Annotated in this window: 26 protein-coding genes; 10 read left to right on the top strand and 16 right to left on the bottom strand. The window is 65.1% G+C overall.

The features are described 5' to 3' along the window. Positions 1-29 precede the first annotated feature (29 nt). The gene (locus ACETPF_RS05955) at positions 30-818 is read left to right on the top strand and encodes a nucleotidyltransferase family protein (RefSeq protein WP_373933410.1); all 789 of its coding nucleotides are present in this window, start codon (positions 30-32) and stop codon (positions 816-818) included. After that, a complete protein-coding gene (locus ACETPF_RS05950; RefSeq protein WP_373933409.1) occupies positions 802-1,545 on the top strand; it encodes a metallophosphoesterase family protein in 744 nt (247 codons plus the stop codon). The genes ACETPF_RS05955 and ACETPF_RS05950 overlap by 17 nt, the downstream gene beginning before the upstream one ends. A gap of 252 nt (positions 1,546-1,797) precedes the next feature. Here the strand turns inward: ACETPF_RS05950 and ACETPF_RS05945 are convergent, their stop codons facing one another. The 13 genes from ACETPF_RS05945 to flgB form a co-directional block, all read right to left on the bottom strand. Beyond that, the gene (locus ACETPF_RS05945; protein ID WP_373933408.1) at positions 1,798-2,841 is read right to left on the bottom strand and encodes a flagellar motor protein MotB; all 1,044 of its coding nucleotides are present in this window, start codon (positions 2,839-2,841) and stop codon (positions 1,798-1,800) included. Between the two features lie 3 nt (positions 2,842-2,844). After that, positions 2,845-3,708 (bottom strand): flagellar motor stator protein MotA, encoded by an 864-nt coding sequence (motA, locus tag ACETPF_RS05940; protein WP_373933406.1) that lies wholly within the window; start codon positions 3,706-3,708, stop codon positions 2,845-2,847. A 122-nt stretch (positions 3,709-3,830) separates the two neighbouring features. Then, positions 3,831-4,676, bottom strand: coding sequence for a flagellin (locus ACETPF_RS05935; RefSeq protein WP_373933405.1), 846 nt, complete (start codon positions 4,674-4,676; stop codon positions 3,831-3,833). 18 nt (positions 4,677-4,694) lie between these two features. Continuing rightward, on the bottom strand, positions 4,695-6,029 hold the full coding sequence (gene flgK, locus ACETPF_RS05930) for a flagellar hook-associated protein FlgK (protein WP_373933404.1): 1,335 nt from the start codon (positions 6,027-6,029) through the stop codon (positions 4,695-4,697). Next, a complete protein-coding gene (locus tag ACETPF_RS05925) occupies positions 6,026-6,346 on the bottom strand; it encodes a rod-binding protein (protein WP_373933403.1) in 321 nt (106 codons plus the stop codon). The genes flgK and ACETPF_RS05925 overlap by 4 nt, the downstream gene beginning before the upstream one ends. Beyond that, entirely contained in the window at positions 6,346-7,581 is a 1,236-nt protein-coding gene (locus ACETPF_RS05920) for a flagellar basal body P-ring protein FlgI (RefSeq protein WP_373933402.1), read from the bottom strand. The genes ACETPF_RS05925 and ACETPF_RS05920 overlap by 1 nt, the downstream gene beginning before the upstream one ends. Positions 7,582-7,592: 11 nt before the next feature. Then, on the bottom strand, positions 7,593-8,273 hold the full coding sequence (locus ACETPF_RS05915) for a flagellar basal body L-ring protein FlgH (protein WP_373933526.1): 681 nt from the start codon (positions 8,271-8,273) through the stop codon (positions 7,593-7,595). 5 nt (positions 8,274-8,278) lie between these two features. Continuing rightward, positions 8,279-9,067, bottom strand: coding sequence for a flagellar basal-body rod protein FlgG (gene flgG / locus ACETPF_RS05910; RefSeq protein WP_373933401.1), 789 nt, complete (start codon positions 9,065-9,067; stop codon positions 8,279-8,281). Positions 9,068-9,131: 64 nt separating this feature from the next. Then, the gene (locus ACETPF_RS05905; protein ID WP_373933400.1) at positions 9,132-9,875 is read right to left on the bottom strand and encodes a flagellar basal body rod protein FlgF; all 744 of its coding nucleotides are present in this window, start codon (positions 9,873-9,875) and stop codon (positions 9,132-9,134) included. A gap of 161 nt (positions 9,876-10,036) precedes the next feature. Next, positions 10,037-10,876, bottom strand: a complete 840-nt coding sequence (locus ACETPF_RS05900) for a flagellar hook-basal body complex protein (RefSeq protein ID WP_373933398.1) — start codon at positions 10,874-10,876, stop codon at positions 10,037-10,039. A 37-nt stretch (positions 10,877-10,913) separates the two neighbouring features. After that, the gene (locus tag ACETPF_RS05895; RefSeq protein ID WP_373933397.1) at positions 10,914-11,570 is read right to left on the bottom strand and encodes a flagellar hook assembly protein FlgD; all 657 of its coding nucleotides are present in this window, start codon (positions 11,568-11,570) and stop codon (positions 10,914-10,916) included. Beyond that, positions 11,567-11,959: a flagellar basal body rod protein FlgC gene (flgC, locus tag ACETPF_RS05890; protein ID WP_373933525.1), complete on the bottom strand. Its 393-nt coding sequence runs from the start codon at positions 11,957-11,959 to the stop codon at positions 11,567-11,569. Before flgC ends, ACETPF_RS05895 begins: the two co-directional genes overlap by 4 nt. A 17-nt stretch (positions 11,960-11,976) precedes the next feature. Then, complete coding sequence (gene flgB / locus ACETPF_RS05885) at positions 11,977-12,336, bottom strand: flagellar basal body rod protein FlgB (RefSeq protein WP_373933396.1); 360 nt, start codon at positions 12,334-12,336, stop codon at positions 11,977-11,979. A gap of 244 nt (positions 12,337-12,580) precedes the next feature. On the opposite strand from flgB, the gene ACETPF_RS05880 reads away from it, so the two are divergent. The 8 genes from ACETPF_RS05880 (at position 12,581) to ACETPF_RS05845 (ending at position 18,998) form a co-directional block, all read left to right on the top strand. Beyond that, positions 12,581-13,249, top strand: coding sequence for a MotA/TolQ/ExbB proton channel family protein (locus ACETPF_RS05880; RefSeq protein ID WP_373933394.1), 669 nt, complete (start codon positions 12,581-12,583; stop codon positions 13,247-13,249). Next, positions 13,246-13,743, top strand: a complete 498-nt coding sequence (locus ACETPF_RS05875; protein WP_373933393.1) for a flagellar motor protein MotB — start codon at positions 13,246-13,248, stop codon at positions 13,741-13,743. The genes ACETPF_RS05880 and ACETPF_RS05875 overlap by 4 nt, the downstream gene beginning before the upstream one ends. Positions 13,744-13,851: 108 nt before the next feature. After that, positions 13,852-14,373: a flagella basal body P-ring formation protein FlgA gene (locus tag ACETPF_RS05870; protein ID WP_373933523.1), complete on the top strand. Its 522-nt coding sequence runs from the start codon at positions 13,852-13,854 to the stop codon at positions 14,371-14,373. A 45-nt stretch (positions 14,374-14,418) separates the two neighbouring features. After that, positions 14,419-14,700, top strand: coding sequence for a flagellar biosynthesis anti-sigma factor FlgM (flgM, locus tag ACETPF_RS05865; protein WP_373933392.1), 282 nt, complete (start codon positions 14,419-14,421; stop codon positions 14,698-14,700). A 22-nt stretch (positions 14,701-14,722) separates the two neighbouring features. After that, a complete protein-coding gene (locus ACETPF_RS05860) occupies positions 14,723-15,031 on the top strand; it encodes a hypothetical protein (RefSeq protein WP_373933391.1) in 309 nt (102 codons plus the stop codon). A gap of 275 nt (positions 15,032-15,306) precedes the next feature. Then, entirely contained in the window at positions 15,307-16,122 is an 816-nt protein-coding gene (locus tag ACETPF_RS05855) for a lysozyme family protein (RefSeq protein WP_373933389.1), read from the top strand. Positions 16,123-16,131: 9 nt separating this feature from the next. Beyond that, on the top strand, positions 16,132-18,252 hold the full coding sequence (flhA, locus tag ACETPF_RS05850; protein WP_373933388.1) for a flagellar biosynthesis protein FlhA: 2,121 nt from the start codon (positions 16,132-16,134) through the stop codon (positions 18,250-18,252). A 14-nt stretch (positions 18,253-18,266) separates the two neighbouring features. After that, a complete protein-coding gene (locus ACETPF_RS05845) occupies positions 18,267-18,998 on the top strand; it encodes a sigma-70 family RNA polymerase sigma factor (RefSeq protein WP_373933387.1) in 732 nt (243 codons plus the stop codon). Between the two features lie 16 nt (positions 18,999-19,014). Here the strand turns inward: ACETPF_RS05845 and ACETPF_RS05840 are convergent, their stop codons facing one another. Genes ACETPF_RS05840 through ACETPF_RS05830 form a run of 3 tightly spaced genes read right to left on the bottom strand, consistent with a single transcriptional unit; the run spans position 19,015 to position 21,614 of the window. Further along, positions 19,015-19,482: a vgr related protein gene (locus ACETPF_RS05840; RefSeq protein WP_373933386.1), complete on the bottom strand. Its 468-nt coding sequence runs from the start codon at positions 19,480-19,482 to the stop codon at positions 19,015-19,017. A 54-nt stretch (positions 19,483-19,536) separates the two neighbouring features. Continuing rightward, positions 19,537-20,550 (bottom strand): inorganic phosphate transporter, encoded by a 1,014-nt coding sequence (locus ACETPF_RS05835; protein ID WP_373933384.1) that lies wholly within the window; start codon positions 20,548-20,550, stop codon positions 19,537-19,539. Continuing rightward, positions 20,550-21,614: a DUF47 family protein gene (locus ACETPF_RS05830; RefSeq protein WP_373933383.1), complete on the bottom strand. Its 1,065-nt coding sequence runs from the start codon at positions 21,612-21,614 to the stop codon at positions 20,550-20,552. The genes ACETPF_RS05835 and ACETPF_RS05830 overlap by 1 nt, the downstream gene beginning before the upstream one ends. Between the last annotated feature and the right edge of the window lie 13 nt (positions 21,615-21,627).

Below are 21,627 nucleotides of genomic sequence, written 5' to 3'. Positions count from 1 at the left end.
CCGCCCCGCCCGTTGCTTGCCTTCCCGTCATGACAGGATGTTTCATGCTCTGCGACGCCACCGCCTTCGACCCGCCGCCCGAGGCGAAGCAATTCTACGCTGACAGCCTGAAGGAATTGGTCGCGTCGGAAATCCCCTTCATGCTGTCGGGCACCTATGCGCTCGGGTGCCACACTGGGATCGTGCGGCCGACCAAGGATCTGGACGTGTTCTGCAAAGCCGGCGACGCGCCCCGCATCCTCGCCCATTTCCGGCATCTGGGCCATGAGGTCGAATTCGAGGACGAGCGCTGGATCGGCAAGGTGTGGAAGGACGGCAATTTCTTCGACGTCATCTATAACATCTCCTCGGCCAGCCTGCCGGTGACCGAGGAATGGTTCCGCAACGCGTCCCACGCCGATGTCTATGGCATCCGCGTGCGAATTACCCCGCCGACCGAATTCATCCTGTCGAAAATCTTCATCCAGGACCGCTATCGCTATGATGGGGCGGATGTCGCCCACATGATCCTGAAGCAGCATGAGGCGATCGACTGGCAGAAGCTGCTCGACGCGGTGGAACTGCATTGGGAGGTGCTTCTCATTCACCTGCTCAATTTCCGTTTCATCTACCCGACCGAGCGGCATTGCATCCCGCTCTGGCTGTTCGAGGAATTACTCGGGCGGTTGCAGACACGGGCCGAGCTGCCCGTGCCCAATATCCGCGTTTGTCGGGGGCGGCTGCTGTCGCCGCGCGACTATCTGATCGACATTACCGAATGGCGCTTCGCCGACGTGGTCGGCAAGGGACTGGAGGAAAGCCATGATCGCAACAAGTGACGCCGCGCCGCCTGGCAGCCTGACCGTCGCCGCCATCGGCGACCTGCATGTGACCGACCAGCAGGACCATAAATATCGCGACCTGTTCGCCGAGATTTCCGACAAGGCTGATGTGCTGGCATTGTGCGGCGATCTCACCAATTTCGGCAAGACGCGCGAGGCGGAGATATTGGCGGACGATCTGCGCGCGTGCTCCATCCCAATCGTGGCAGTGCTGGGCAATCACGATCATGAATGCGGCCAGCCCGAGGAAGTGACGCGCATCCTGACCGGCGCTGGCGTGATCGTGTTGGATGAGCAAGCGGTCGAGGTACGGGGCGTCGGCTTTGCCGGGGTCAAAGGCTTCGTCGGCGGGTTCGGGCGGGGCGAACTGGGGGCGTTCGGCGAGCGCGCGATCAAGGGGTTCGTCGAGGAATCGATCAACGAGGCGCGCAAGCTGGAAAATGCGCTGCGGTCGCTGCGCACCGAGCGAGTGGTCGCCGTTCTGCACTACGCGCCGATCGCGCAGACGGTAGAGGGCGAGCCGGCCGAAATTTTCCCCTTCCTTGGTTCATCGCGGTTGGCCGACGCGATCGACCGCTTCGACAATGTGCGCTTCGCGGTTCACGGCCACGCGCATCGCGGCAGTTTCGAGGGCAAGACGCCGCGCGGGGTGCCGGTCTATAATTGCGCACAATTCGTTGTTTCGGAGCGGTTCGGCCGGCCCTATGCGTTGATCGCGGTGTAGGCGTTTCGTTGGGGGCATATGATGGCTCCGGTTAAGGTCGCCCCTTGTGTTGCCCCTTTGGCTGACAGATGCGGTGGAGCGGTTATTGTAGTGAGCATGAACGGTGAACATGACCCACTACGACACTGGCGAGAGTGCAGGGTGAGCCGCCGATGCTGCGGTCGGGTGCTTCGGCTATAATATGCATGAACAGGTGCGCGGTCGCCGCCCTAACTCGTCTCCACCTGTTGCGCGCGCAGCGCAGGGAGCGGTTCAATGCTTCCCCGGTTTGCTCGACGTGCCCGGCGCGGTCGGGTTTACCAGCTGCGCGCCAGTGGGCAGGGCAGTGCCGCCCATGTCGATCTTCTGCGCGGCGGCGCGCGCCAGGCGGACCGGATCGTCGCGTTCCTTGATCGCCGCCTGGGTTTCCGCGTCCAGGTCGTCGTCATTGCCGCCACCGCGCGTCCAGCCAAGGATGATCGACATTCGGCGGTTGCGCGGGTCGTAGGCGTCGGCCTTGATGAAAGGCTCGCGGTCGGCGACGCCCTCGATGCGGGCGAAGCGAATGTTGGGGATGCCGGTTTCAGCGAGGGCCTTGCGCGTCGATTCGGCGCGGGCGGATGAGAGCATCCAATTGTTCATCGTCCGCCCCGCTGCATAGGGCAGGCCGTCGGTATGGCCCCGGACGATCAGCGGGTTGGGCATGGTCTGGAGCGCCTGCGACACTTCGGCGACGAGCGCGCGCGCTTGCGGCACCAACTGGTCGGTGCCCGATTGGAACATCGCGAAGTCCGCCTCGTCAATGAGGTCGATACGCAGCCCCTCGCGGGTTTCGGTGAAGCGCACATTCTTGCGGAGCTTGGCCAGCCCCTTTTTGGCCATCCGCTCTTCCAGGCTCTTCTTGATCGCCTCGAACTTCTGGCGGTCGGCGGCGCGCATCGCCTTGCCGCCCTGGTCCTTGGTGCCCGTCGCGTCGCGGGGAATGGTGATGGAGAGGTTGCCGACGCCGCCGGTGGTCGGATAATTATCCTTCCCCGTCAGGCTGTCGCCGCCCATCAGCCCCGTCGATCCGGCCGAGGCCATCTTGAGTTCCACCAGCGTCGGGGTGAAATAATCGGCCAGCGCCTTGCGCTGTTTTTCGGTAGTCGCGCCAAGCAGCCACATCAGCAGGAAGAAAGCCATCATCGCCGTCACGAAATCGGCATAGGCGACCTTCCACGCGCCGCCATGATGGCCGCCATGCCCGTCGACGATGATCTTCTTGACGATGATCGGCCTGGGTTCGGGCTCGTTCGCGCCGCGCTTCTTCTCGGCCATGGCTTATTTGTTCCGCATGCCGTCGAACACCTCGGCGAAGCCGGGCTGGTTGGCGTGGATCAGGCTGGAGCGCGCGGCCTCGATCACCAGCGGCTGCGGGTGGCCGTGGAGCGAGGCGATGATGATCTGCTTCACCACATGATAGATGGCGCCATCCTGCTCGATCACCGCGCGGCAGCGATTGGCGAAGGGGTTGACCATGCCGTAGGCCAGCAACACGCCGAGGAAGGTGCCGACCAGCGCCGAGCCGATCATCGCGCCCAGCACCGAAGGCGGCTGGTCGATCGAGCCCATGGTCTTAACGACGCCCAGAACCGCCGCGACGATGCCGAGCGCGGGCAGGGCGTCCGCCAGCCCCTGGAGATTGTCGGCGGGCTTCAAGGCTTCGTGATGGTGGGTCTTGAGGCTGTTATCCATCACCTCCTCCACCGCATGCGGATCGAGCGTGCCTGAGGACACGACGACGAGGCGCAGTGTGTCGCTGATCAGGTGGATCAGCGTCTTGTCCTTCATCAGCTTGGGATATTCGGCGAAGATGGGGGAGGTGCCCGGGTCTTCGATATGCGGCTCCAGCGCGACCGGCCCTTCGACCCGCAGCGTCTTCATGAGCTTGCTGACGAGGAAGATGCAGTCGAGGAAGTCCTGCTTCTTGTAGGCCGGCCCCTTGAACACCTTGGCGAGGCCGCCGCCGAGCGCTTTGAGGTCCGATCCCGAATTGCCGATGATGAGCGCGCCGACGGCCGCGCCGCCGATGATGATCATCTCGTGGGGGAGCGCATGGAGCACCGGGCCGATGTCGCCGCCGGTGAAGATGAATCCGCCGAACACCATGCCGAGCAGGACGACCAGGCCGATGATTGCGAACATGAAAATCCCCGAAAATTATAGCCCGAAGGCGCCCCGTGCAGTCAGCATCGCAGAGTATGCCTGTCAGATGGTTAATACGGCTTGGGCAGCGCCCGGTTTAGGGCCGCCCACCCGATTTGCGATCAACGGATGAGGTCGAACAAGGTCTTCTGGTTGATCCGCGCAAAGGCCGACTGGGCCGCGTCGAGTTGCAGCAGGTTGGACTGCAGACGCGAGATGACATCCTGAAGATTGGTTGATTCGAGGTCGGCGCGGCGTTCGGTAAGGTCCGTGTCGATTTCCGCCAGCCGGTTGCCGATCGTTTCCAGCCGGTCCCCGCGGACGCCCTGCTTGGCCTGCTCCACCACGATATGCGACTGGCCCGCCTTCACCGCATCGACCGAGGCGGCGATGGCCGTGTCGTCCTTTGCCTCTACGGCTGCGATGGTCTGTGCCATGATGGCGTCGAGCGACATCGGCGTGCCTTTGACGTCGATCCCCTCCGACACTTCCTGTCGCGTGCCGACGACCGCGAGGTTGAGGCCGCGGCTGACGGGAACCAGCGTGCTTTGCTGATCGTCGAATACCGGCGTGCCCTGATAGTCCTTCTGATTGAGCAGCTCATTGATGGTCGTGCGGATCGTCGTCATTTCCTCGACGATCGCGGCGCGGCTCGTGTCGTTGAGCGATCCGTTGCGGGCCGAGGTCGCCAGTTCCTGCGCGCGGGTGAGGAGATTGTCGATCTCCGACAGGTTCGCTTCCGCATTGCCGGCGCGGGCCGTGCCATAGCTGACATTCGCCGCCCATGCCGCTTGCTGCGCCTGCGCGCGGCCGACTTCGGACACCTGCACCCATGCGAGCACGTCGTCCGACGCCTTGTTGAGGGTGACGCCGGTCGAGATCGCCGTTTGCCCCTTCATGATGTCCTGCGACAATTTCTGCTGCCGGCGCATTTCGGCGAGCATGATCTTGTGGGTGATGCCTACCATAAGTCAGCCCTTTGCCGGTCACATGATGTTGAGGATGGAATCGATGGTTTCCTTGGCAATCTGAAGCACCTTGGCGCAGCCCGAATAGGCTTGCTGGATGCGCAGCAGATCGGCGGCCTCCATGTCGAGATCGACGCCGCTCACCGCTTCGCGCGCGGCGACCGCCTGGTCGTTGCGGCTGGTTGCCGTGTCATATTCCGCCTTGGTCGAAGCGAGAAGCGAGCCATGGTTGGTGACGAGCGTCGTCCAATTATGTTCGACGCTGCCATTGCCGCGCAGTAGCGACGTGACCTTGAGCAGATTGCCGTTGGCAACGCCGTCGGGCGACTTGACGGCCAGCAGCGTGGGATCGGTGACGAGCGCCGCCATCGTCGCGGCGGTGGTGCCGGAGAGGAGATCGCCGCCTGCCGCCCCGCCATCAGTGACGCCCTGCTTGTGCCAGGCGTTGACGTCGGTGACGAACTGGGCGGCGAGCGTATCGAGATCGACCCGCTGCTTGGCGACGACATTGGCGGACGCGAAGAGACCCCCGAGCGTGCCGCTAGCCGGGGCGGTCAGCGCGGTCCCGTCCGACGCGGCGAGCGCGAGCGTGCCGTCCGCATTGGCGGTGGCGGAGAGGGTGGTTGCGCTGGTGCCGGTGACGAGAGTCTGACCTCCGAAGCTGACTTCCGCACTGTCATGCGCGCCGAAATTCACCGTGACGCTCAGATTCTCGGACAGATCCTGCAACGCCGCGTCACGGCTGTCGAGCAGCTGCGCGTAAGCGGACGTGCCGGGCTGCGCGCGTAGCAGGCTGTTGTTGATGTCGGCGAGCGAGGTCAGCGCGCGGTTGATCGTATCGACCGAGGATTGCGCTTCGGTGGCGATGCCCTTCGACACATTCTGAAGGTCGGTCGAGGTCTGGTTGAACGCCTGAGCGACGCGGCCGATACTGTCCAGCGTGGTGACGCGCAGCGACGTGTTGGTCGGGCTGGCGGCCAGCTTCTCCATATTTTGATACATGCCTGCCATCAGCTGACCGATGCCGGTGCCGGTGTCGTTCAGCGCATTTTCCGAATCGCTGAGCCAGCGCAGCCGGGCCGCCGCGCTGCCGAGCGCGGTGCCGGTCGCGCGCATGGTCGCGTCGAGATAGGGGTCGGTCTCGCGGCCGACGCCCGCGACCTGCGTGCCGCCGAAGTTGGCACGCGCGATATAGGTCGCCATGGTCGCCGTGGACGCGCCTGATTCGATCGTGCGGACCGATCGGCGCGCATAGCCGGACGTCGCGGCATTCGCGATATTCTCCGAGATGGCGGCCATCGCGGTGCGATACGCCTTCGTCCCCGAAGCGCCGATGATGAAGAGGTCGCTCATGCGCCTTCCGCCGGATGCGGGCCGCCTCGCACGGCGGACGCGGGGTCGTCCTTCACCCGGTCGCCGAACTGGCGGATCAGAAGCTCTGCAATACCCATCGCACCCTTGCCCGCCATCGCGTCGGCGGTGCGGGCGTCGGCCATGTCTTGAAACTGCTGGGTGGCGCTCGAATCGGTGATGCCCTCGGTAAGGCTCGCCGAGCGCATCGCGCCGATCATCTGGCGCAGGAACACCGCCTCGAACTGCTGCGCGACCTTCTGGAGCTGCGCCTTCTGCGACGGGGCGGCCTGGGTGGCGAGGTTTGTCGTTATCTGCATCACAGCACCACCAGTTCGGCCTTCATCGCGCCCGCCTGTTTCAAGGCTTCGAGGATCGCGACCATGTCCGCCGGGGAAGCCCCGATCGCATTGACCGCCTTCACAATATCGGCCAGCGACGCCCCACCTTTAAAATTAACCATAGGTTTTTTTTCTTCGTCGACGCTGATGCCGCTCGATTGCTCCAGCGCGGTCTGGCCCTGGCTGAAGGGCGCGGGCTGGACGACGCGCGGGCTTTCGTTGACGCTGACGGTCAGCTTGCCATGCGCGACAGCGGCGGGATGGATGCGGACCGCTCCGTTGATGACGACGGTGCCGGTGCGCGCGTTGACGATCACCTTGGCGGGTGCGTCGGCTGGCGCGATCTCGATATTCTCGATCATGCCCATCATCATGATGCGCTCTTCCGCGCCCGGCTGGGCGTCGATCGCGACCGAAACGGCATCGACGGCGCGGGCGCGCCGGTCGCCGAAGGTGCGGTTGATCCCGTCCGCAACCCGCAGCGCGGTGGTGAGATCGGCTTCGGCAAGGTTGAAGGTCAGCGTCGGCGCGGTGTCGAAGCCAGTGGCGACCGCACGCTCGACCGTCGCGCCGCCAGGGATGCGCCCGGCCGAGGGGATGTTGACCGACACTTGGCTACCGTCCGCGCCGGACACGCCAAGGCCGCCGACGGCGAGGTTGCCCTGCGCCATGCCGTAAATCTCGTTATCCGCGCCGCGCAGGGGGGTCAGGATCAGCGTGCCGCCGCGCAGCGACTTCGCCTTGCCCAGCGCGGAGACGGTGACGTCGAGCCGCTGGCCGGGCTTCGCAAAGGCGGGCAGGTCGGCAGTCACCAGGACGGCGGCGGCATTCTTGAGCGCGGGGTTCACGCCCTGCGGCAAGGTGAGGCCGAAGCGCGAGACGACGCCCTTCATGCCTTCGGTCGTATATTGGATGCTGTCGTCGCCCGTGCCGGCGAGGCCGACGACGATGCCATAGCCGGTCAGCTGGTTGGGACGCACGCCCTGGAAGGTGCCGAGATCCTTGACCCGCTCGGCATGGGCCGGGGTGGCGAGGGTGAAAGCAGCGAAGAGTGCGAACGCCCATCCTCCCCTTGCAGGGGAGGGGGACCGCCGCCGAAGGCGGTGGTGGAGGGGTGTCGCCCTATCGAGACGTTGACACCCCTCCGTCAGCACTTCGTGCTGCCACCTCCCCTTGCAGGGGAGGATGCGGGTAAGGCGGGCGAGGAGGGTCAAGCGGGTCTCCATCAGAATGGGCTGATCGCGGAGAAGAAGCGCTGGAGCCAACCCTGGCGGCTGGCGTTGGCGATCTCGCCCTTGCCCTTGTAGATGATCTTGGCGTCGGCCACGCGGGTCGAGGCGATGCGGTTGTCGGGCGCGATGTCGGCCTGGCGGACAAGGCCGCTTAGCTGGATATACTCGTCGCCGCGATTGAGCGTCAGCGCCTTTTCACCCTTCACCAGCATCGTGCCGTTGGGATAGACCGCCGCGATCGTCACGGTAATTTCGCCCGACAGCGCATTGGACTGGCTGGCGCCGCCCTTGCCCGTGAAACTGTTGGTGCCGCCGGCTGCTACGTCACTCGCGGAAAACAGCTTGGACAGGATGCCGGTGCTGGGCGGGGTCAGGCCGATCGAGCCATTGCGCGCGGTGTCCGCGCTGGTCGTCTTTGTCGCCTGGGTGCGTTCGACCAGCACGATGGTGATGATATCGCCCACGCTGGTCGCGCGCGCGCCGCTGGTGAGCGGGGTGTAGCCCATCGACGCCTGGAAGATCGAGCCGTTGGCCGGCGGTGCAGGCGGCTGCGCGACGACGGTCGGCGCGTAGAAATCGCGTTCGATGTCGCGCTTCTTGCGGCCGGCATCGGCGGGCGAGGCGGCGAGTGCGATCAGTGACGCAGCGGTGATGATGGTGAGGGTCAGGCGCATTGTCATCAGATATTCTGGTTAACGTACTGGAGCATCTCGTCGGTGGCCTTGATCATCTTGCTGTTGACCTCATAGGCGCGCTGGGTCTCGATCATGTCGACCAGCTCTTCCACGATGTTGACATTCGAGGTTTCGACATAGCCCGAACGGATGACACCGCGTCCTTCCAGACCCGCAACGCCGACCTGCGGCGTACCGCTGGCGGCGGTTTCAACCAGCAGGTTGCCGCCGATCGACTGGAGGCCCGAAGGGTTCATGAAGCTCGCCAGTTCGATCTGGCCAAGCTGGCTGGGTTCCGCCTCGCCCTGAAGCGTAGCGGAGACGGTGCCGTCGTTGCCGATCGCGACCGAGGTCGCGCCCTGCGGCACGGTGATCTGGGGGATGAGCGGCAGGCCGTCCGCCGTGACGACGGTGCCTTCGGCGGTGACGCTGAAATTGCCGGCGCGGGTGTAGGCGATCGAGCCGTCCGGTTTCTGCACCTGGAAATAGCCCGAACCCTCGATCGCCATATCGAGCACATTGCTCGTCTGGTTGAGCGTGCCTTGGGTGTTGATCTTGCTGGTGCCCTGAAGTGCGACGCCCGAGCCCAGGTTCAGGCCGTTGGCGAACTTGTTCTCGCTGTCGCTGTTGGCGCCCGCCTGGATGATCTGCTGATAGGCCAGCGTCTCGAAATCGGCGCGGTCCTTCTTGAACCCGGTTGTGTTCACGTTCGCCAGATTGTTGGCGATGACGCGCATCTTCGTGTTCTGCGCGTCGAGGCCGGTGCGGGCGACATGAAGGGCGGCGTTGCTCATCTCTCACTTCTCCGTGCGGCGCGGGCGCGCCTCATGCGTCATTCGCAGCAAGTTGCGTGCCAAATTAACCATCCAGCCGCATGAGCGACGCGCCGCTGTCATCCAGCTGCTTGGCGGTATCGATCATCTTGACCTGGGTTTCCCAAGCCCGGCTCGCCTCGATCATGGCGATCAGCGCCTGGGTCGCGTTGACGTTCGATCCTTCGATCGACCCCGACGTCACGGTCGCCAGCGGATCGCCGGGCAGCGCGCCGCCATTGGCTTCGCGGAACAGGCCGTCGTTGCCCTTCATGATGCTGGAGCCGGTGGCGTTGACGAGCTTGAGCTTATCGACCTGCTGTGGGTTGGCCGGATCGCCGCCCTGCGGCACGCCCCAGATGCTGCCGTCCTGTGCGATCGACACGCTGTCCATCTGCGGCAGGACGATTGGGCCGCCTTCACCCAGCACGGCCAGGCCGTCGCCGGTGGTGAGGAGGCCGCTGTCGCTGACCTTGAGGTCGCCGCGGCGGGTATAGGCTTCGCTGCCGTCCGCCGCCTGCACCGCGAGCAGCGCGTCGCCGTTCATCGCGATGTCGAGCGGATTGCCGGTTTCGGTGACCGCGCCCTGCGTCATGTCGGCGGCGATCACTTGCTCCGACGCCTGGGCGCGGGTGTCGAAGGTGTCGCCCTTGATCCAGCGCGTCTCGGCATTGGCGATTTCGGCGCGGAAGCCGACGGTGTTGGCGTTGGCGAGATTGTTCGCTATCGACGCCTGCCGCGCCATCGCGCCGCGCATTGCCGTGAGTGCCGTGTTGACGAGCCGGTCCATGGCTTCCTTTTCCCTTCAACCCGGCCGTTCGTCCTGAGTAGCCATTGAGCGAAGCCGAAATGGCGTATCGAAGGATATGTGCTTCGATACGAGGCTTCGACTTCGCTCAGCCTCTACTCAGCACGAACGGGGTGGTTGGTGCCGTTCGATTAAATCCAGGATCAGGTGCGCAGGTTGACGATGGTGGTGGTCAGCGTGTTGGCCGCCTCGATCGCCTTGCTGTTCGCCTGGAAATTGCGCTGGGCGGCGATGAGCGCGACCAGTTCGTCGGTGATGTCGACGTTGGAGCGCTCCAGCGTGCCGGAATTGACCGCGCCGAACAGCCCCTGATTGCCGGTGCCCAGGATCGGGTTGCCGCTGGCGACGGTGGCCGACCAATGGGCGTCGCCCTCCTGCCGCAGCCCTTCCTGGCTGTTGAACGCGGCCATCGCTGCCTGGCCCAGATAGACAGTGCTGCCGTCGGCATAGACGGCCGAAATCATGCCTTCCTTCGACACGCCTACGCTGGTGAGCTGCGCGCCGGTGTCCAGCCCTTTGTAGGTGGTCGGGATCTGAAGATCGGTAAGGTCGGCCGGGGTGGCGTTGGCGGGCGCGGTTGACGCGCCGGTGTCGGGATCGACAGTAAACACCTGGATGCGCGATCCGGTGGTGTCGACCACATAGCGGTCGTCATTCACCGCGAAGGCGCCATTGCGGGTGTAGCTGACCGTGCCGTCCTCGTTCTTGACGGTGAAGAAGCCTTCGCCGGTGATGGCGAGGTCCAGCGTCTTGTCCGTGGTTTCGATCGTGCCCTGAGTGAATTGCTGCGCGACGCCCTGAACGCGCACGCCCTGGCCTGCGATCTGGTTGGTGCTCTGCATCGGCGCGGCGGCGAAGATGTCGCCGAACATCGCCTTGCTCTTCTTGAAGGCGGTCGAGTTCACGTTGGCGACATTGTTCGAGATGGTGGCGAGATCGGTCTGCGCCCCCTTGAGGCCGGACAGAGAGATGTAGAAGGACATGGCGTTGCTCCGTGGGTGAGAGGAGTTGGGTGAGAGATTACATCAGGCTGATCGCGTCGGACGGGCTGTGGCTGCCGAGCGCGGTGATAAGTTTGGATGAGGAGCCGTCGGCGGGTGACTGGACGGCGGCGATGGTGGCCCAGGTCGCAACCTTGGTGGGGGTCGCGCCCTTGACCTTGACTTGCAGGGCGGAGGTCGTGACGGTCTTGCCGGTGTCGTCCTTGCCGTCCCAGAAGAAGGTAACGTCGCCCGCCTGCTGCGATCCCATATCGATGGTTTTGACGGTGTTGCCGTCGCCGTCGATCAGGTCGATTGACGCGCCTTTTACGGCGGCGGGCAGGGTGACCTGCCCGGCATAGGTGCCGGCGGCGTCGGGCACGGCGACATTGCTTTCGACCAGCATCGACTTGCCGATCCAGCTCGCCGCATCGCCCAGGCGGGTGCCGCTCATTTCGTTGGCAAGGTTCTTGAGCGTCTGGTTCATCTCCGCGATGCCGCTCGAATTGGTGATGGTCGCCACCTGCGCCACCATGTCGCTGTTTTTGACCGGCTCGAACGGATCCTGAAACTGCATCTGCGCCGTCAGTAGGGTGAGGAAGCTCGACTGGTCGAGCTTGCCGCTGCCGGTGCCGACATTCTTGTTGGGATTATAGACCGAGAGGCCCGCGCCGTCGGTGGCGGTCGTGGTCGTCATTTGCCGATCCTTATGGTCTCGAGCATCAGGGATTTGGCCGTATTCAGCACCTGCACGTTGTTCTGGTACATGCGGGCGGTCTCGACCATGTCGACCAGCTCGGCATTCTCATCCACCGCCGCCTCCCACACGTCGCCATTGGCGTCAGCGAGCGGGTGGTTGGGGTCGTGCCGCTTGGTCGGCTGCGCGCTGGTGGTGACGACATTCTTCACCTTGACCGTGGCGACGCCGGGCGTATCGGTGACGCTTTCGAACACCGGCTTGATCGCGCGATAGGCTTCGCCCGCGCTGCCGGTGACGTTGCCGGCGTTCGCCATGTTGGAGGCGGTGGCGTTCAAGCGCACGAGCTGCGCACTCATGGCGCGGCCGGCGATGTCGAACAGGTTCATCGGCGGGTTGCCCATGGTCATTCTCCCTTGAGCGCGCGGTTGATGGTGTTGATGCGCCCTTCGAGGAAGGACAGGGTCGTGCGATACTTGACCGCATTCTCCGCGAAGAGCGTCTGTTCGGTGCTGAGTTCGACGGTGTTGCCATCGAGACTGGGCTGGAGCGGGACGCGATAGCCCATCGAGTCGTCCGCGGCCTTCGATACGTCTCCGCCAGTGCGTGCGGTGGCCTCTTTGAGCGCCGCCTCGAAATCGATGTCGCGCGCCTTGTAACCAGGGGTCGATGCGTTGGCGATGTTGGATGCGAGCAGGGAGAGGCGCTGCGAGCGGAGCGCCAGCGCCTTCCCATGGATCCCGAACAGATTGTCTTCGACCGACATGCTCAAAATTCGCTCTAAAAGTTTCCAGTCCCCCGCCGTTCTGAAGCCTGATGGCGTCCCGTGCGGGTGATCCTGCCTGTAAGCAGCAAAAGCCGTGCCAATTTGCGTGGGTGACGCATCGGCAAGGCGGCAAACGGCGGAAAAGCGGGCGCGGCGCGGGTGAGGCGGCAAGGGCGGCAAATTTCTGCCGGCCGGCGGCAGGGCGTTGCCGCAGGGCAGCGAGAGTGACGGGGACGGACGCGACATGACCGCGATTTTCAGCCATTTGTTCGATCCGCTGACGCTGGCTCTGATGCTGGGCGGGATTGCTCTCGTGGCTGTGTTTCAAAATGGCTTGAACAGTTTCGGCCGCGCCTTCGCGGCGCTAGCGCCGCTCCTGACCGCCGATCCGGCGCGTGACCGCGACGCGGCGCGCGCGGCGATGCTGAAGATCGATCAGGTGGCGCAACTGCGCGGCCTGTCCTGCACCGACCGGGTCAAGACGGCGACCCCCTTCCTCGCCGAAGCCGCGCGCAAGCTCGCCAATTGCGACCGATCCGACCAATTCGAATTGTGGGCCGCTCAGGCTCTGGCCGACCGGGCCCAGCGCCATGGGGCGGTGCACAAGGTCTGGCTGTCGATCGCGGACGCCGCGCCGGCGCTGGGCATGGCCGGTACAATCATCGGCCTTGTCGGCATGTTCGCGGCGATGGACGATCCTGCCGCGCTTGGGCCCTCGATGGCGCTCGCCCTGCTCACCACCTTCTACGGCGTGGTCATCGCCAACATGATTGCGGCGCCGATCACCGCGCGGCTCGTCGACCTGTCTGAGCGGGAGCTCGCCTGGCAGCGCGAGACGGCGAACCGGATGATGGCGATCGCGCGGCGTGAAAATGCGCCGCTGCGCCGGGCGAGCATCCGCGAAGTCGCATGACCATGGCCGCATCCGCCTCCGCGGCGCGGCGCAACCGCTGGGCGGTGAGCTTTGCCGACCTGCTGCTGCTGCTGCTCGGCTTTTTCGTGCTGCTCCAGGCGAGCGGCGGGCGGCGCGACGTGATGCTCTCGCAGGTCAGCCAGCAGTTCGGCGGGCGGCCGATGGCGCAGGGGGTGGAACTGCGCGCGGCCGATCTTTTCTCTCCGGGCGAGGCGATGCTGACCCCGGCAGGGCGCGCCCGGTTGGGGGAGTTGGCGCGGCGGTTCGGTAAGACGGCCGGCGTCGACTTGCGCAGCCAAGGCGCCGACAAGGCGCTGCATCGCTTCGACGAATGGGATCTGGCGGCCGCGCGGCTGGGCGCGGTCGCGCGGGCGCTGCGCGCCGGCGGCATCGCGCAGGACCGGCTGACGATCCGGGGGCTGGATCAGGCAGAGGACAAGGTCGGGCAGGGCCAGATCATTCGCATCGCCCCGGCGCCGGACAAGGCGCGTTGACTGCGATTGGCACGGCTCTTGCTGAACAATTCTGGCTAAGACGTTCTTCCTGTCAGGAGACCTGCCGTGTTCCGCACCCTCTCGATCCTTCTCGCCGCCGCCGCGACCATGGTTGGCGCGCCCGGACAGGCGCAGCAGAAGTTCGAGAATCTCGACCGCATCGACAGCTTGGTCGCGATGACCGTCGGGGCCAATCTGGGCGAACCGGGCGGTCCCGCCGCGCCGGTCGATCGCCGCCTGCGCCTTGCCGCCTGTCCCATGACGCCAACGGTTGAAGGGCCGGTATTCGGCGCTGCAATGGTGAAGTGCGATGCGCTGGGCTGGCGGATTCGCGTGCCGCTGGTCGCGGGTGCTGCCGCCGCTGCCTCCGGCCCATTGCCCGGCCCTGCCGCCAGCCGTTTCGTCCGCCCGGTCCCGGCCGCGCCGAAACAGGCGGTGGTGCGTAAAGGCGATCCGGTTCAGCTGACCGCCGGCAACGCCATTTTCAGCGTCTCGCGCATGATGGTCGCCGATGAGGATGGCGCTGTGGGCGAGACCATCCGGGTGCGCGAAGACAAGAAAAGCACGCCGATTTTCGCGCAGGTCGTGGAAATGGGGGTTGTGCAGATTCCCGGATTTAAGGATTTTTGAACTTGTCCGTTATAAGCGGTAGGGACGAGTGAAGGATTTACCCGAATGATCAACTCCGTGGGCCAGAGCATCAGCAGCGCGATCGGCGGAACAAGCCTGCGCGAAAGCGGCAAGGCGCGGGCATCCGCGACCAGCGGCTCGACGTCTTCGTCGGGCGCCGGTGCCGCGTCGGCCAGCCCGGCCGCCCGCATGGCGGCCGAAGGCGTGCCGGTTGATCTCGATCGCATCGCCGCGATCAAGTCCGCCATCGCTTCGGGCAATTATCCGGTCGACCCCGACGCGATTGCCGAGCGCATGATTGCGCTCGACCTGCCCGACGGCAGGTAAGAATATATAAGGAGAGGGTGCCATGCCGCTGGGTCTCGCTGCGCTGGATGATCTGTTCGATGCGTTCGAGGATCTGCGCGACGTCCTCGATGGCCACGACGCGCTCGCTATCGAAGCCGCCAGCAATCGCGTGAGCAACGCCGCGGCCGCGGTGCGGGCGATCGGCGCGTGGCGTTCCGATCCGCAAGTGGTCGAACGTCTTAGCGCGATGCTCCCCCTGCTGGAAAGTGCCCGCGTGCGCGTCAACCTGCTCGCCGACCATGCGGGCCAGCGCCTCTCCATCCTCGCCGCCCACGGCTCCCGCGCCGCTCCGCTCACCTACGGGCGTTGAACCTTTCGATCCTCCCCTGCGAGGGGAGGTGTCAGGCGCGCAGCGCCTGACAGCGGGGTGTAATGATCTCGATAGCAGGATACCCCTCCACTACCAGCTACGCTTGGCGGTCCTCTTCCCCTTGCAGGGAGGAATTTTTTGTCGTGCGCCCCTAAACCTTAGCGCCTTCCCGTCGTTCTCCGTCTTGCTCCGCATTTTCCTGCGCCCGCGTTAACCAAATCTTGGCACAAGCCTTGCTCTAATGTCCTCGCTAGCAGTTGAGGAATTTGGCTTTCGTGTCGCTTTTCGCAGACATTTCGGCAACGGCGGGATCGGCCGGCAATCGCGTGACCAACGCGATCGCCATGGCCAGCCGCCGCACGGGCGTCGACTTCAGCTATCTGCTGGGGCAGGCGAAGATCGAGTCGAGCCTCAATCCCTCGGCGCGCGCGACCACATCCTCCGCCACTGGCCTCTATCAATTCATTGACCAGAGCTGGCTCGCCGTCATCGACAAGCATGGCAGCGAATATGGCCTGGGCTGGGCGTCGGACGCGATCCAGCAGAGCGGCGGGCGCTATTATGTCGCCGATCCCGATCTGCGCCGCCAGATACTCGACCTGCGCAAGCATCCCGAAACCGCATCGGTCATGGCGGCCGCGCACGCCGCCGACAACAAGGCCTATCTGGAGAGTCGCCTCGGCCGTGAGGCGGAACCGGTCGACCTTTATCTCGCTCATTTCCTTGGGGTGGGCGGCGCGAGCAAATTTCTGTCGACCCACGATCGCGCGCCCGGTGCGACGGCGGCTTCGCTGTTCCCGGCGGCCGCGCGCGCCAATCGCTCGATCTTCTATGACAAGCAGGGCAATGCCCGCAGCTTCGCGGAAATCCGTGATCGCTTCGCCGCCAAGCTGCAAAAGGGCAGCGATACGCTGGGCGGTCCGGTTCAATATGCCGACGCCGCGCTGCCCAATGGCGCGAGGACCGTCCAGCCCGCCGACTATGTGCGGATCGAAACTCAGCGCCTTGCCCAACAGCCCGACGTGACCGTCACGCCGCAGCCGCAAACCGCGCGGCTCGCTTATCTCATGCTCGCCACCCTCGGAAGGTAATCGGCCGCAATGTCCCCTGCCCAAGTCAAAGCGAAGATCTGGATGAGCGCCGCCAAGGGCGCGGTGCTGCCGTTTGCGACGCTGATGGTCGTGCTGTTCATGATGGTCCCGGTGCCTGCGGTCATGCTGGACATCGGTTTCATCACAAACATCATGATCTCGCTCGCGGTGCTGATGGTCGCATTGAACGCGGCCAAGCCGCTCGACTTCTCCAGTTTCCCGACAGTGCTTCTGTTCGCGACGCTGCTGCGGCTGGCGCTCAACGTCGCGTCCACCCGCGTGGTGCTCGTGCAGGGCCATGAAGGCGCGGACGCCGCGGGGCAGGTGATCGAGGCATTTGGGCATTTCCTGATCGGCGGCGACTATGTCGTGGGCATCTTCGTCTTCGCGATCCTGATGATCATAAACCTGGTCGTCATCACCAAGGGCGCGGGCCGCGTGTCCGAAGTGTCGGCGCGCTTCACCCTCGACGCCCTGCCGGGCAAGCAGATGGCGATCGACGCGGACTTGAACGCCGGGCTGCTGACGCCGGAAGAAGCCAAGATTCGCCGCGCCGAAGTCGCGACCGAAGCTGATTTTTACGGTTCGATGGACGGCGCCAGCAAGTTCGTGAAGGGCGATGCGGTCGCCGGCATCCTGATCTTGGTCATCAACATCGTCGGCGGCATCATCCTGGGCGTGGTCAGCCACAAGCTGCCGATCGGCGAGGCGGCCCAGACCTACGTCATCCTTGCAATCGGCGACGCGCTGGTCGCGCAAATCCCCGCGCTCCTGCTCTCGATCGCGGCGGCGTCCATCGTCACCCGCGTCAAGAGCGAACAGGATCTCTCGGCGCAGGTCGCGGGGCAGTTCGGCACCGGCAAGGCTTGGATTCCCGTCGCCGCCATCCTTGGCTTCCTTGGCATCCTGCCGGGGATGCCCCACATGATCATTCTGCCCGCCGCTGCGGTCGCCGGCGGCATCGCCTGGCAGCTTCGCAAGGCGAGCCAGAAGAAGGCCGCCGAACCCGCGCCATTGCCGCCCGCGCCCAACCCGGCGCTCATCGAGTGGGACGATGTGTCGGACGGCGCGATCCTCGGCCTCGAAATCGGCTATGGCCTCATTTCCCTGGTGGACGAGCGCAAGGGTGCGCCGCTGATGGCGCGCATCACCGGCATCCGCCGCCAGCTATCCAAGGAACTGGGTTTCGTCGTGCCGATGGTGCGCGTGAAGGACAATCTGGCGCTCGAACCCAACCAGTATCGCATCACCATTGCTGGCGTCGTCGTCGGCGAAGATGAAATCTGGCCCGACGATCTGCTGGCGCTCGACAGCGGCGCGCTGGAAGGCACGGTGCAGGGCCGCGTGGCGAAAGACCCGACCTTTGGGCTGGACGCTGTCTGGATTTCCCAGGCCAAGCGCAGCGAGGCAGTGGTCGCGGGCTATACGGTGGTCGATCCGCCCACGGTCGTCGCCACCCACCTCAACCAGCTGATCGCGATGAACGCCGCCGAGATGTTCGGCCTGGACGAGGCGCGCAAGCTGCTCGACAATCTGAAGGACGCAGCGCCCCAGCTGGTCGATGGGCTGACGCCCGGCACGCTAAGCCTGACGCAGATCAGCGCGCTGTGCCGCGCGCTCCTGTCCGAAGGGATCGCGCTCAAGGATTTCCGCCGCATCAGCGAGGCTATGGTCGATGCCGCCCGGCCCGACATGACGCACGAGCAGCTGGTCGAAGCCGTGCGCCAGCGAATCGGTGCGCTCATCATTCAAGGGCTTGTTCCCGTAAAGATGCCGCTGCCGGTCATCACGCTCGACGGCGACCTGGAGGCGATGCTGGCGCAGGCGATGCGCGTGGCGGGCGACGCCCGGCATCCGATCGAGCCGAGTCTTGCCAATCGCATCGTCGAACAGGTGATTCACGCGGCTCGCCCGCTGCTGGGGCAGGCGCGCAATTTCGCGATCGTCACCTCGCCTGCGGCGCGGCGTGCGCTCGCCCGGCTGTTCAAGCCGCACCTGCCGGAGACGCCGGTGCTGTCCTTTCTGGAAATTCCCGATGGTAAGGGAGTGGAAGTAGTTGCCGTGGTAGGAAACGAGCCGCGCCCGACGCCCAGGCACGATCCGTTGCCGCAGCGCGAGCGAGTAGCCTGAGGAGAGGCTGAGCCATGTATATGAACAAGATCGCGGCTGGCGCTCATACCTATACCCGTCCCGGCGAGCAGAGCCCGGAGCGGTTGGCGCGCCAATATATGCCGCTGGTCCGCAAGATCGCCTGGCATGTCCATGGCCGCGTCTCCACCGCGATCGAGGTGGAGGATCTGCTCCAGATCGGCATGGTCGCGCTGGTGGAGGCCGCCAACAGCTTCGAGGATCGGGGGCTTGGCTTTGCCTCCTACGCGCAGATGCGGGTGCGCGGCGCGATGATCGATCATCTGCGGCGGCAGGCGACCTTGTGTCGGTCCGCCATGGGCAAGCGCAAGGAACTGGCAGCCGTGCGCGGCCGACTGGAGCAGCGGCTGGGGCGCCTGCCGACCGAAGCCGAGATGTCGGCGGAGATGGGCATGGAGCCCTCCGCCTATCGCGAGGTCGCCGACAGCGTCGAGATGGTCCAGCATACCAGCATGGACGAGGTTTATTCCGACCAGTCGATGTGGTTCGCCGACGTAGAGGATCGCGCCGACGCGGTGCTGGAGCGCGAGTCGCTCAAGAAGGCACTTGCCGCCTGCATCCGCGAACTGCCCGAGCGCGAAGCGCTGGTGCTCCAGCTCTATTTCGTCGAGGAATTGAACCTGGAGGAAATCGGCCGCACGCTGGACATCGGCGCGGCGCGCGTGTGTCAGATCAAGAAGGCCGCGCTCGACAAGCTGCGCGGCAAGCTGGCTGACTGGGACGACTGAGCCGCCGGACAAACCGCTAGGGTTTGAATGGGAGAATGGTCTCCAGCGTCGCCAAGGGCGGCGCGCCGGGGACGGTAACGCCGCGGCGCATCAGGAAGACATGGCGGACGATCTCCGCCTGCTGCTCGATGCCATAGCGGTCTAGCGTCCACCCCGGTTTGATAGTGTAGCTGTAGCGGCAGAAGGGATGCCGCCGCAGGACAAGGTTGATCCCCTGCTGATGCTGCCAGACATGGACCAGCTCATGGATCAGATGCCCCTGCCAGCCGACGCTCCGGCTGGCGAAGCAGTCGCAGTAAGAATCGCCCTTCGGGTGGAAATGGATCGCGCCGCGCGGCGCCATCGTCACATGGCGCGGCTGGAGGGGCCACCATGCGCGGTGATGCAGGCGCACCCGGTCCAGATCGATCGCATCGCCGAACATGCTGCGGGCAAGCTCGCGCTCGGCCAGCGTGAGCGAACGGCTATCGATCGAGCGATCCATGAGGCATGATATGGGCGCGTGACGCTGAATCGGCCAGACCCTATCTGCGCGCGATCACACCAGCCGCGTCAGCCAGTAGAAGAGCGCGCCCACCATGGCGGACGCCGGGATAGTGATGACCCAGGCGAGCACGACATTCTGCGCCACGCCCCAGCGCACGGCGGATGCGCGCCGCGCCGTGCCCGCGCCGATGATGCTGCCGGTTATGGTGTGGGTTGTCGATACCGGGATGCCCAGCAATGACGCGCCGAAGATCATGATCGATCCGCCCGCCGACGCGCTGAACCCCTGATGCTGCGACAATTTGGTGATGCGCGATCCCATAGTCTCGATGATCTTCCACCCGCCCGACAGGGTGCCGAGACCGATCGCGGCGTAGCAGCTGAACGCCACCCAATGCGGCACCTCGAACGCGCCTTTGAGGTAGCCGGTGGAATAGAGCAGCACGGTGATGATCCCCATCGTCTTCTGCGCGTCGTTGAGGCCGTGGCTCAGCGAATAGGCGGCAGAGGAAATGAGGTGGAGGATACGGAAGGCGCCTTCGGCCGACCGCGAGGTAGCGTTGCGGAACACCCAGCTGCTGCCCAGCATGATGAGCATCGCCAGAATCATGCCGATCGTGGGCGAGAGAACGATCGCCAGCAGCGTCTTGTTGAGGCCCGACCACTGGATGCCGCCGAACCCGGCATGGGCGGTGCCCGCGCCGATCAGGCCGCCGACCAGCGCATGGCTGCTGGAGGAGGGGATGCCCTTGATCCAGGTCACGACGTTCCAGAACATCGCGCCGACCAGCGCGCCGAAGATGACGGCGGGCGTCACAACGTTTCGGTCGATCAACCCCTGGCCGATCGTTTCGGCGACCTTGTGCAGGCTGGGAAAGACAATGCTGAGGAAATAGGCCGCGAAGTTGAAAGCGGCGGCGAACAGCACCGCCTGCACCGGCGCGAGCAGCCGGGTGGCGACGACGGTCGCGATGGCGTTTGCGGCGTCATGAAGGCCGTTCAGAAAGTCGAACGCCAGTGCGACGGCGATCAGGCCGATCAGCAGGGGCAATGCGAGGTCGTGCATCAGGCGTGGTCGATCACGATGCCGTCAATCTCGTTCGCCACATCCTCCAGCGCGTCGACGATGCGTTCGAGATGCTTGTAGATTTCCCGTGCGACGATGAACTGGAGCGTGTTGTCCGCGCCATCGCGCTTGAACGCGCGCTTGACCCCGGCGTCGTGGATTTCGTCGGCATGCCCCTCCATGCGAATGAGCCGCTCGGTCAATTCATGCAGCCGCCCGCCATTGCGCGCCACGTCGCGCAGCAGCGGCATAGCCGCGGCGGTCAGGCGCGCTGCATCGACGATGATCGCCGCCATGTCGCGCATTTCCTGGTCAAATTCGCGCACTTCGTAGAGGCTGACGGCCGTCGCGGTGGCCTGCATCTCGTCGACCGCATTGTCCATCGCGCTGATGAGGCTGGTGATCGCGCCCCGGTCGAACGGCGTCAGGAAGGTCTTGCGAACGGTCTTGAGCACTTCGCGCGTGACATCATCGGCATCATTTTCCCGCTCGGTGACTTCGCGGATATGGTCGGCGGCCGCCGGCCCGCCCTGGAGCAGCCGCGCCAGCGCGTCCGCGGCCGCGACGATGCTGACGGCGTGCGCCTCGAACAGGTCGAAGAAGTTGCCCGTGCGGGGCAGCAGCCGTTGGAACCAGGCGAACATGGCACTTATCCTCGATTTTCGCGCGACGGTCTGAAGCATCCCCGTGCGGCGCGCGGCGGCATTGAATTCGGCATGATCGAACGATCGGATGAGTTCGCGCAGGTCGGGTTCGTCCACCGCCTCGGCGGCCTGCGTCAAGGAAAACCAGCGGCGCTCGCGCTCATTCTGTTCCTTCCACGCGCTATGCTCCTGCGTCACCGCGAGCGGAAAGACATCGACGTCGATCATCAGCGACGCGCCGTTGCTGCGCCGTTTGCGGTAGCGGTAGGAGCCGATCGGCGTCGGGCATATCGCGCCCTCGACCCCGGCCTCCTCCATCGCCTCGCGGGCGGCCGCGCTATGTGGCGGCAGGCCGACGGGGATATTGCCCTTGGGGACGACCCAGCGGCCCGTGCCGCGCGAAGTGACCAGCATCACCATGACCGGCGCGTCG

Source organism: Sphingobium agrisoli, from assembly GCF_041877245.1.
Lineage (GTDB): Bacteria > Pseudomonadota > Alphaproteobacteria > Sphingomonadales > Sphingomonadaceae > Sphingobium.
The sequence above is the reverse complement of the archived record's forward strand: the minus strand, read 5'-3'. Positions and strand labels throughout refer to the sequence as shown.

Coding starts and splice junctions, on each gene's coding strand:
- ACETPF_RS05955 (WP_373933410.1), top strand. CDS start 30: ATGACAGGATGTTTCATGCTCTGCGACGCCACCGCCTTCGACCCGCCG.
- ACETPF_RS05950 (WP_373933409.1), top strand. CDS start 802: ATGATCGCAACAAGTGACGCCGCGCCGCCTGGCAGCCTGACCGTCGCC.
- ACETPF_RS05945 (WP_373933408.1), bottom strand. CDS start 2,841: ATGGCCGAGAAGAAGCGCGGCGCGAACGAGCCCGAACCCAGGCCGATC.
- motA (WP_373933406.1), bottom strand. CDS start 3,708: ATGTTCGCAATCATCGGCCTGGTCGTCCTGCTCGGCATGGTGTTCGGC.
- ACETPF_RS05935 (WP_373933405.1), bottom strand. CDS start 4,676: ATGGTAGGCATCACCCACAAGATCATGCTCGCCGAAATGCGCCGGCAG.
- flgK (WP_373933404.1), bottom strand. CDS start 6,029: ATGAGCGACCTCTTCATCATCGGCGCTTCGGGGACGAAGGCGTATCGC.
- ACETPF_RS05925 (WP_373933403.1), bottom strand. CDS start 6,346: ATGCAGATAACGACAAACCTCGCCACCCAGGCCGCCCCGTCGCAGAAG.
- ACETPF_RS05915 (WP_373933526.1), bottom strand. CDS start 8,273: ATGCGCCTGACCCTCACCATCATCACCGCTGCGTCACTGATCGCACTC.
- flgG (WP_373933401.1), bottom strand. CDS start 9,067: ATGAGCAACGCCGCCCTTCATGTCGCCCGCACCGGCCTCGACGCGCAG.
- ACETPF_RS05905 (WP_373933400.1), bottom strand. CDS start 9,875: ATGGACCGGCTCGTCAACACGGCACTCACGGCAATGCGCGGCGCGATG.
- ACETPF_RS05900 (WP_373933398.1), bottom strand. CDS start 10,876: ATGTCCTTCTACATCTCTCTGTCCGGCCTCAAGGGGGCGCAGACCGAT.
- ACETPF_RS05895 (WP_373933397.1), bottom strand. CDS start 11,570: ATGACGACCACGACCGCCACCGACGGCGCGGGCCTCTCGGTCTATAAT.
- flgC (WP_373933525.1), bottom strand. CDS start 11,959: ATGAACCTGTTCGACATCGCCGGCCGCGCCATGAGTGCGCAGCTCGTG.
- flgB (WP_373933396.1), bottom strand. CDS start 12,336: ATGTCGGTCGAAGACAATCTGTTCGGGATCCATGGGAAGGCGCTGGCG.
- ACETPF_RS05880 (WP_373933394.1), top strand. CDS start 12,581: ATGACCGCGATTTTCAGCCATTTGTTCGATCCGCTGACGCTGGCTCTG.
- ACETPF_RS05875 (WP_373933393.1), top strand. CDS start 13,246: ATGACCATGGCCGCATCCGCCTCCGCGGCGCGGCGCAACCGCTGGGCG.
- ACETPF_RS05870 (WP_373933523.1), top strand. CDS start 13,852: ATGGTTGGCGCGCCCGGACAGGCGCAGCAGAAGTTCGAGAATCTCGAC.
- flgM (WP_373933392.1), top strand. CDS start 14,419: ATGATCAACTCCGTGGGCCAGAGCATCAGCAGCGCGATCGGCGGAACA.
- ACETPF_RS05860 (WP_373933391.1), top strand. CDS start 14,723: ATGCCGCTGGGTCTCGCTGCGCTGGATGATCTGTTCGATGCGTTCGAG.
- flhA (WP_373933388.1), top strand. CDS start 16,132: ATGTCCCCTGCCCAAGTCAAAGCGAAGATCTGGATGAGCGCCGCCAAG.
- ACETPF_RS05845 (WP_373933387.1), top strand. CDS start 18,267: ATGTATATGAACAAGATCGCGGCTGGCGCTCATACCTATACCCGTCCC.
- ACETPF_RS05840 (WP_373933386.1), bottom strand. CDS start 19,482: ATGGATCGCTCGATCGATAGCCGTTCGCTCACGCTGGCCGAGCGCGAG.
- ACETPF_RS05835 (WP_373933384.1), bottom strand. CDS start 20,550: ATGCACGACCTCGCATTGCCCCTGCTGATCGGCCTGATCGCCGTCGCA.
- ACETPF_RS05830 (WP_373933383.1), bottom strand. CDS start 21,614: ATGGTGATGCTGGTCACTTCGCGCGGCACGGGCCGCTGGGTCGTCCCC.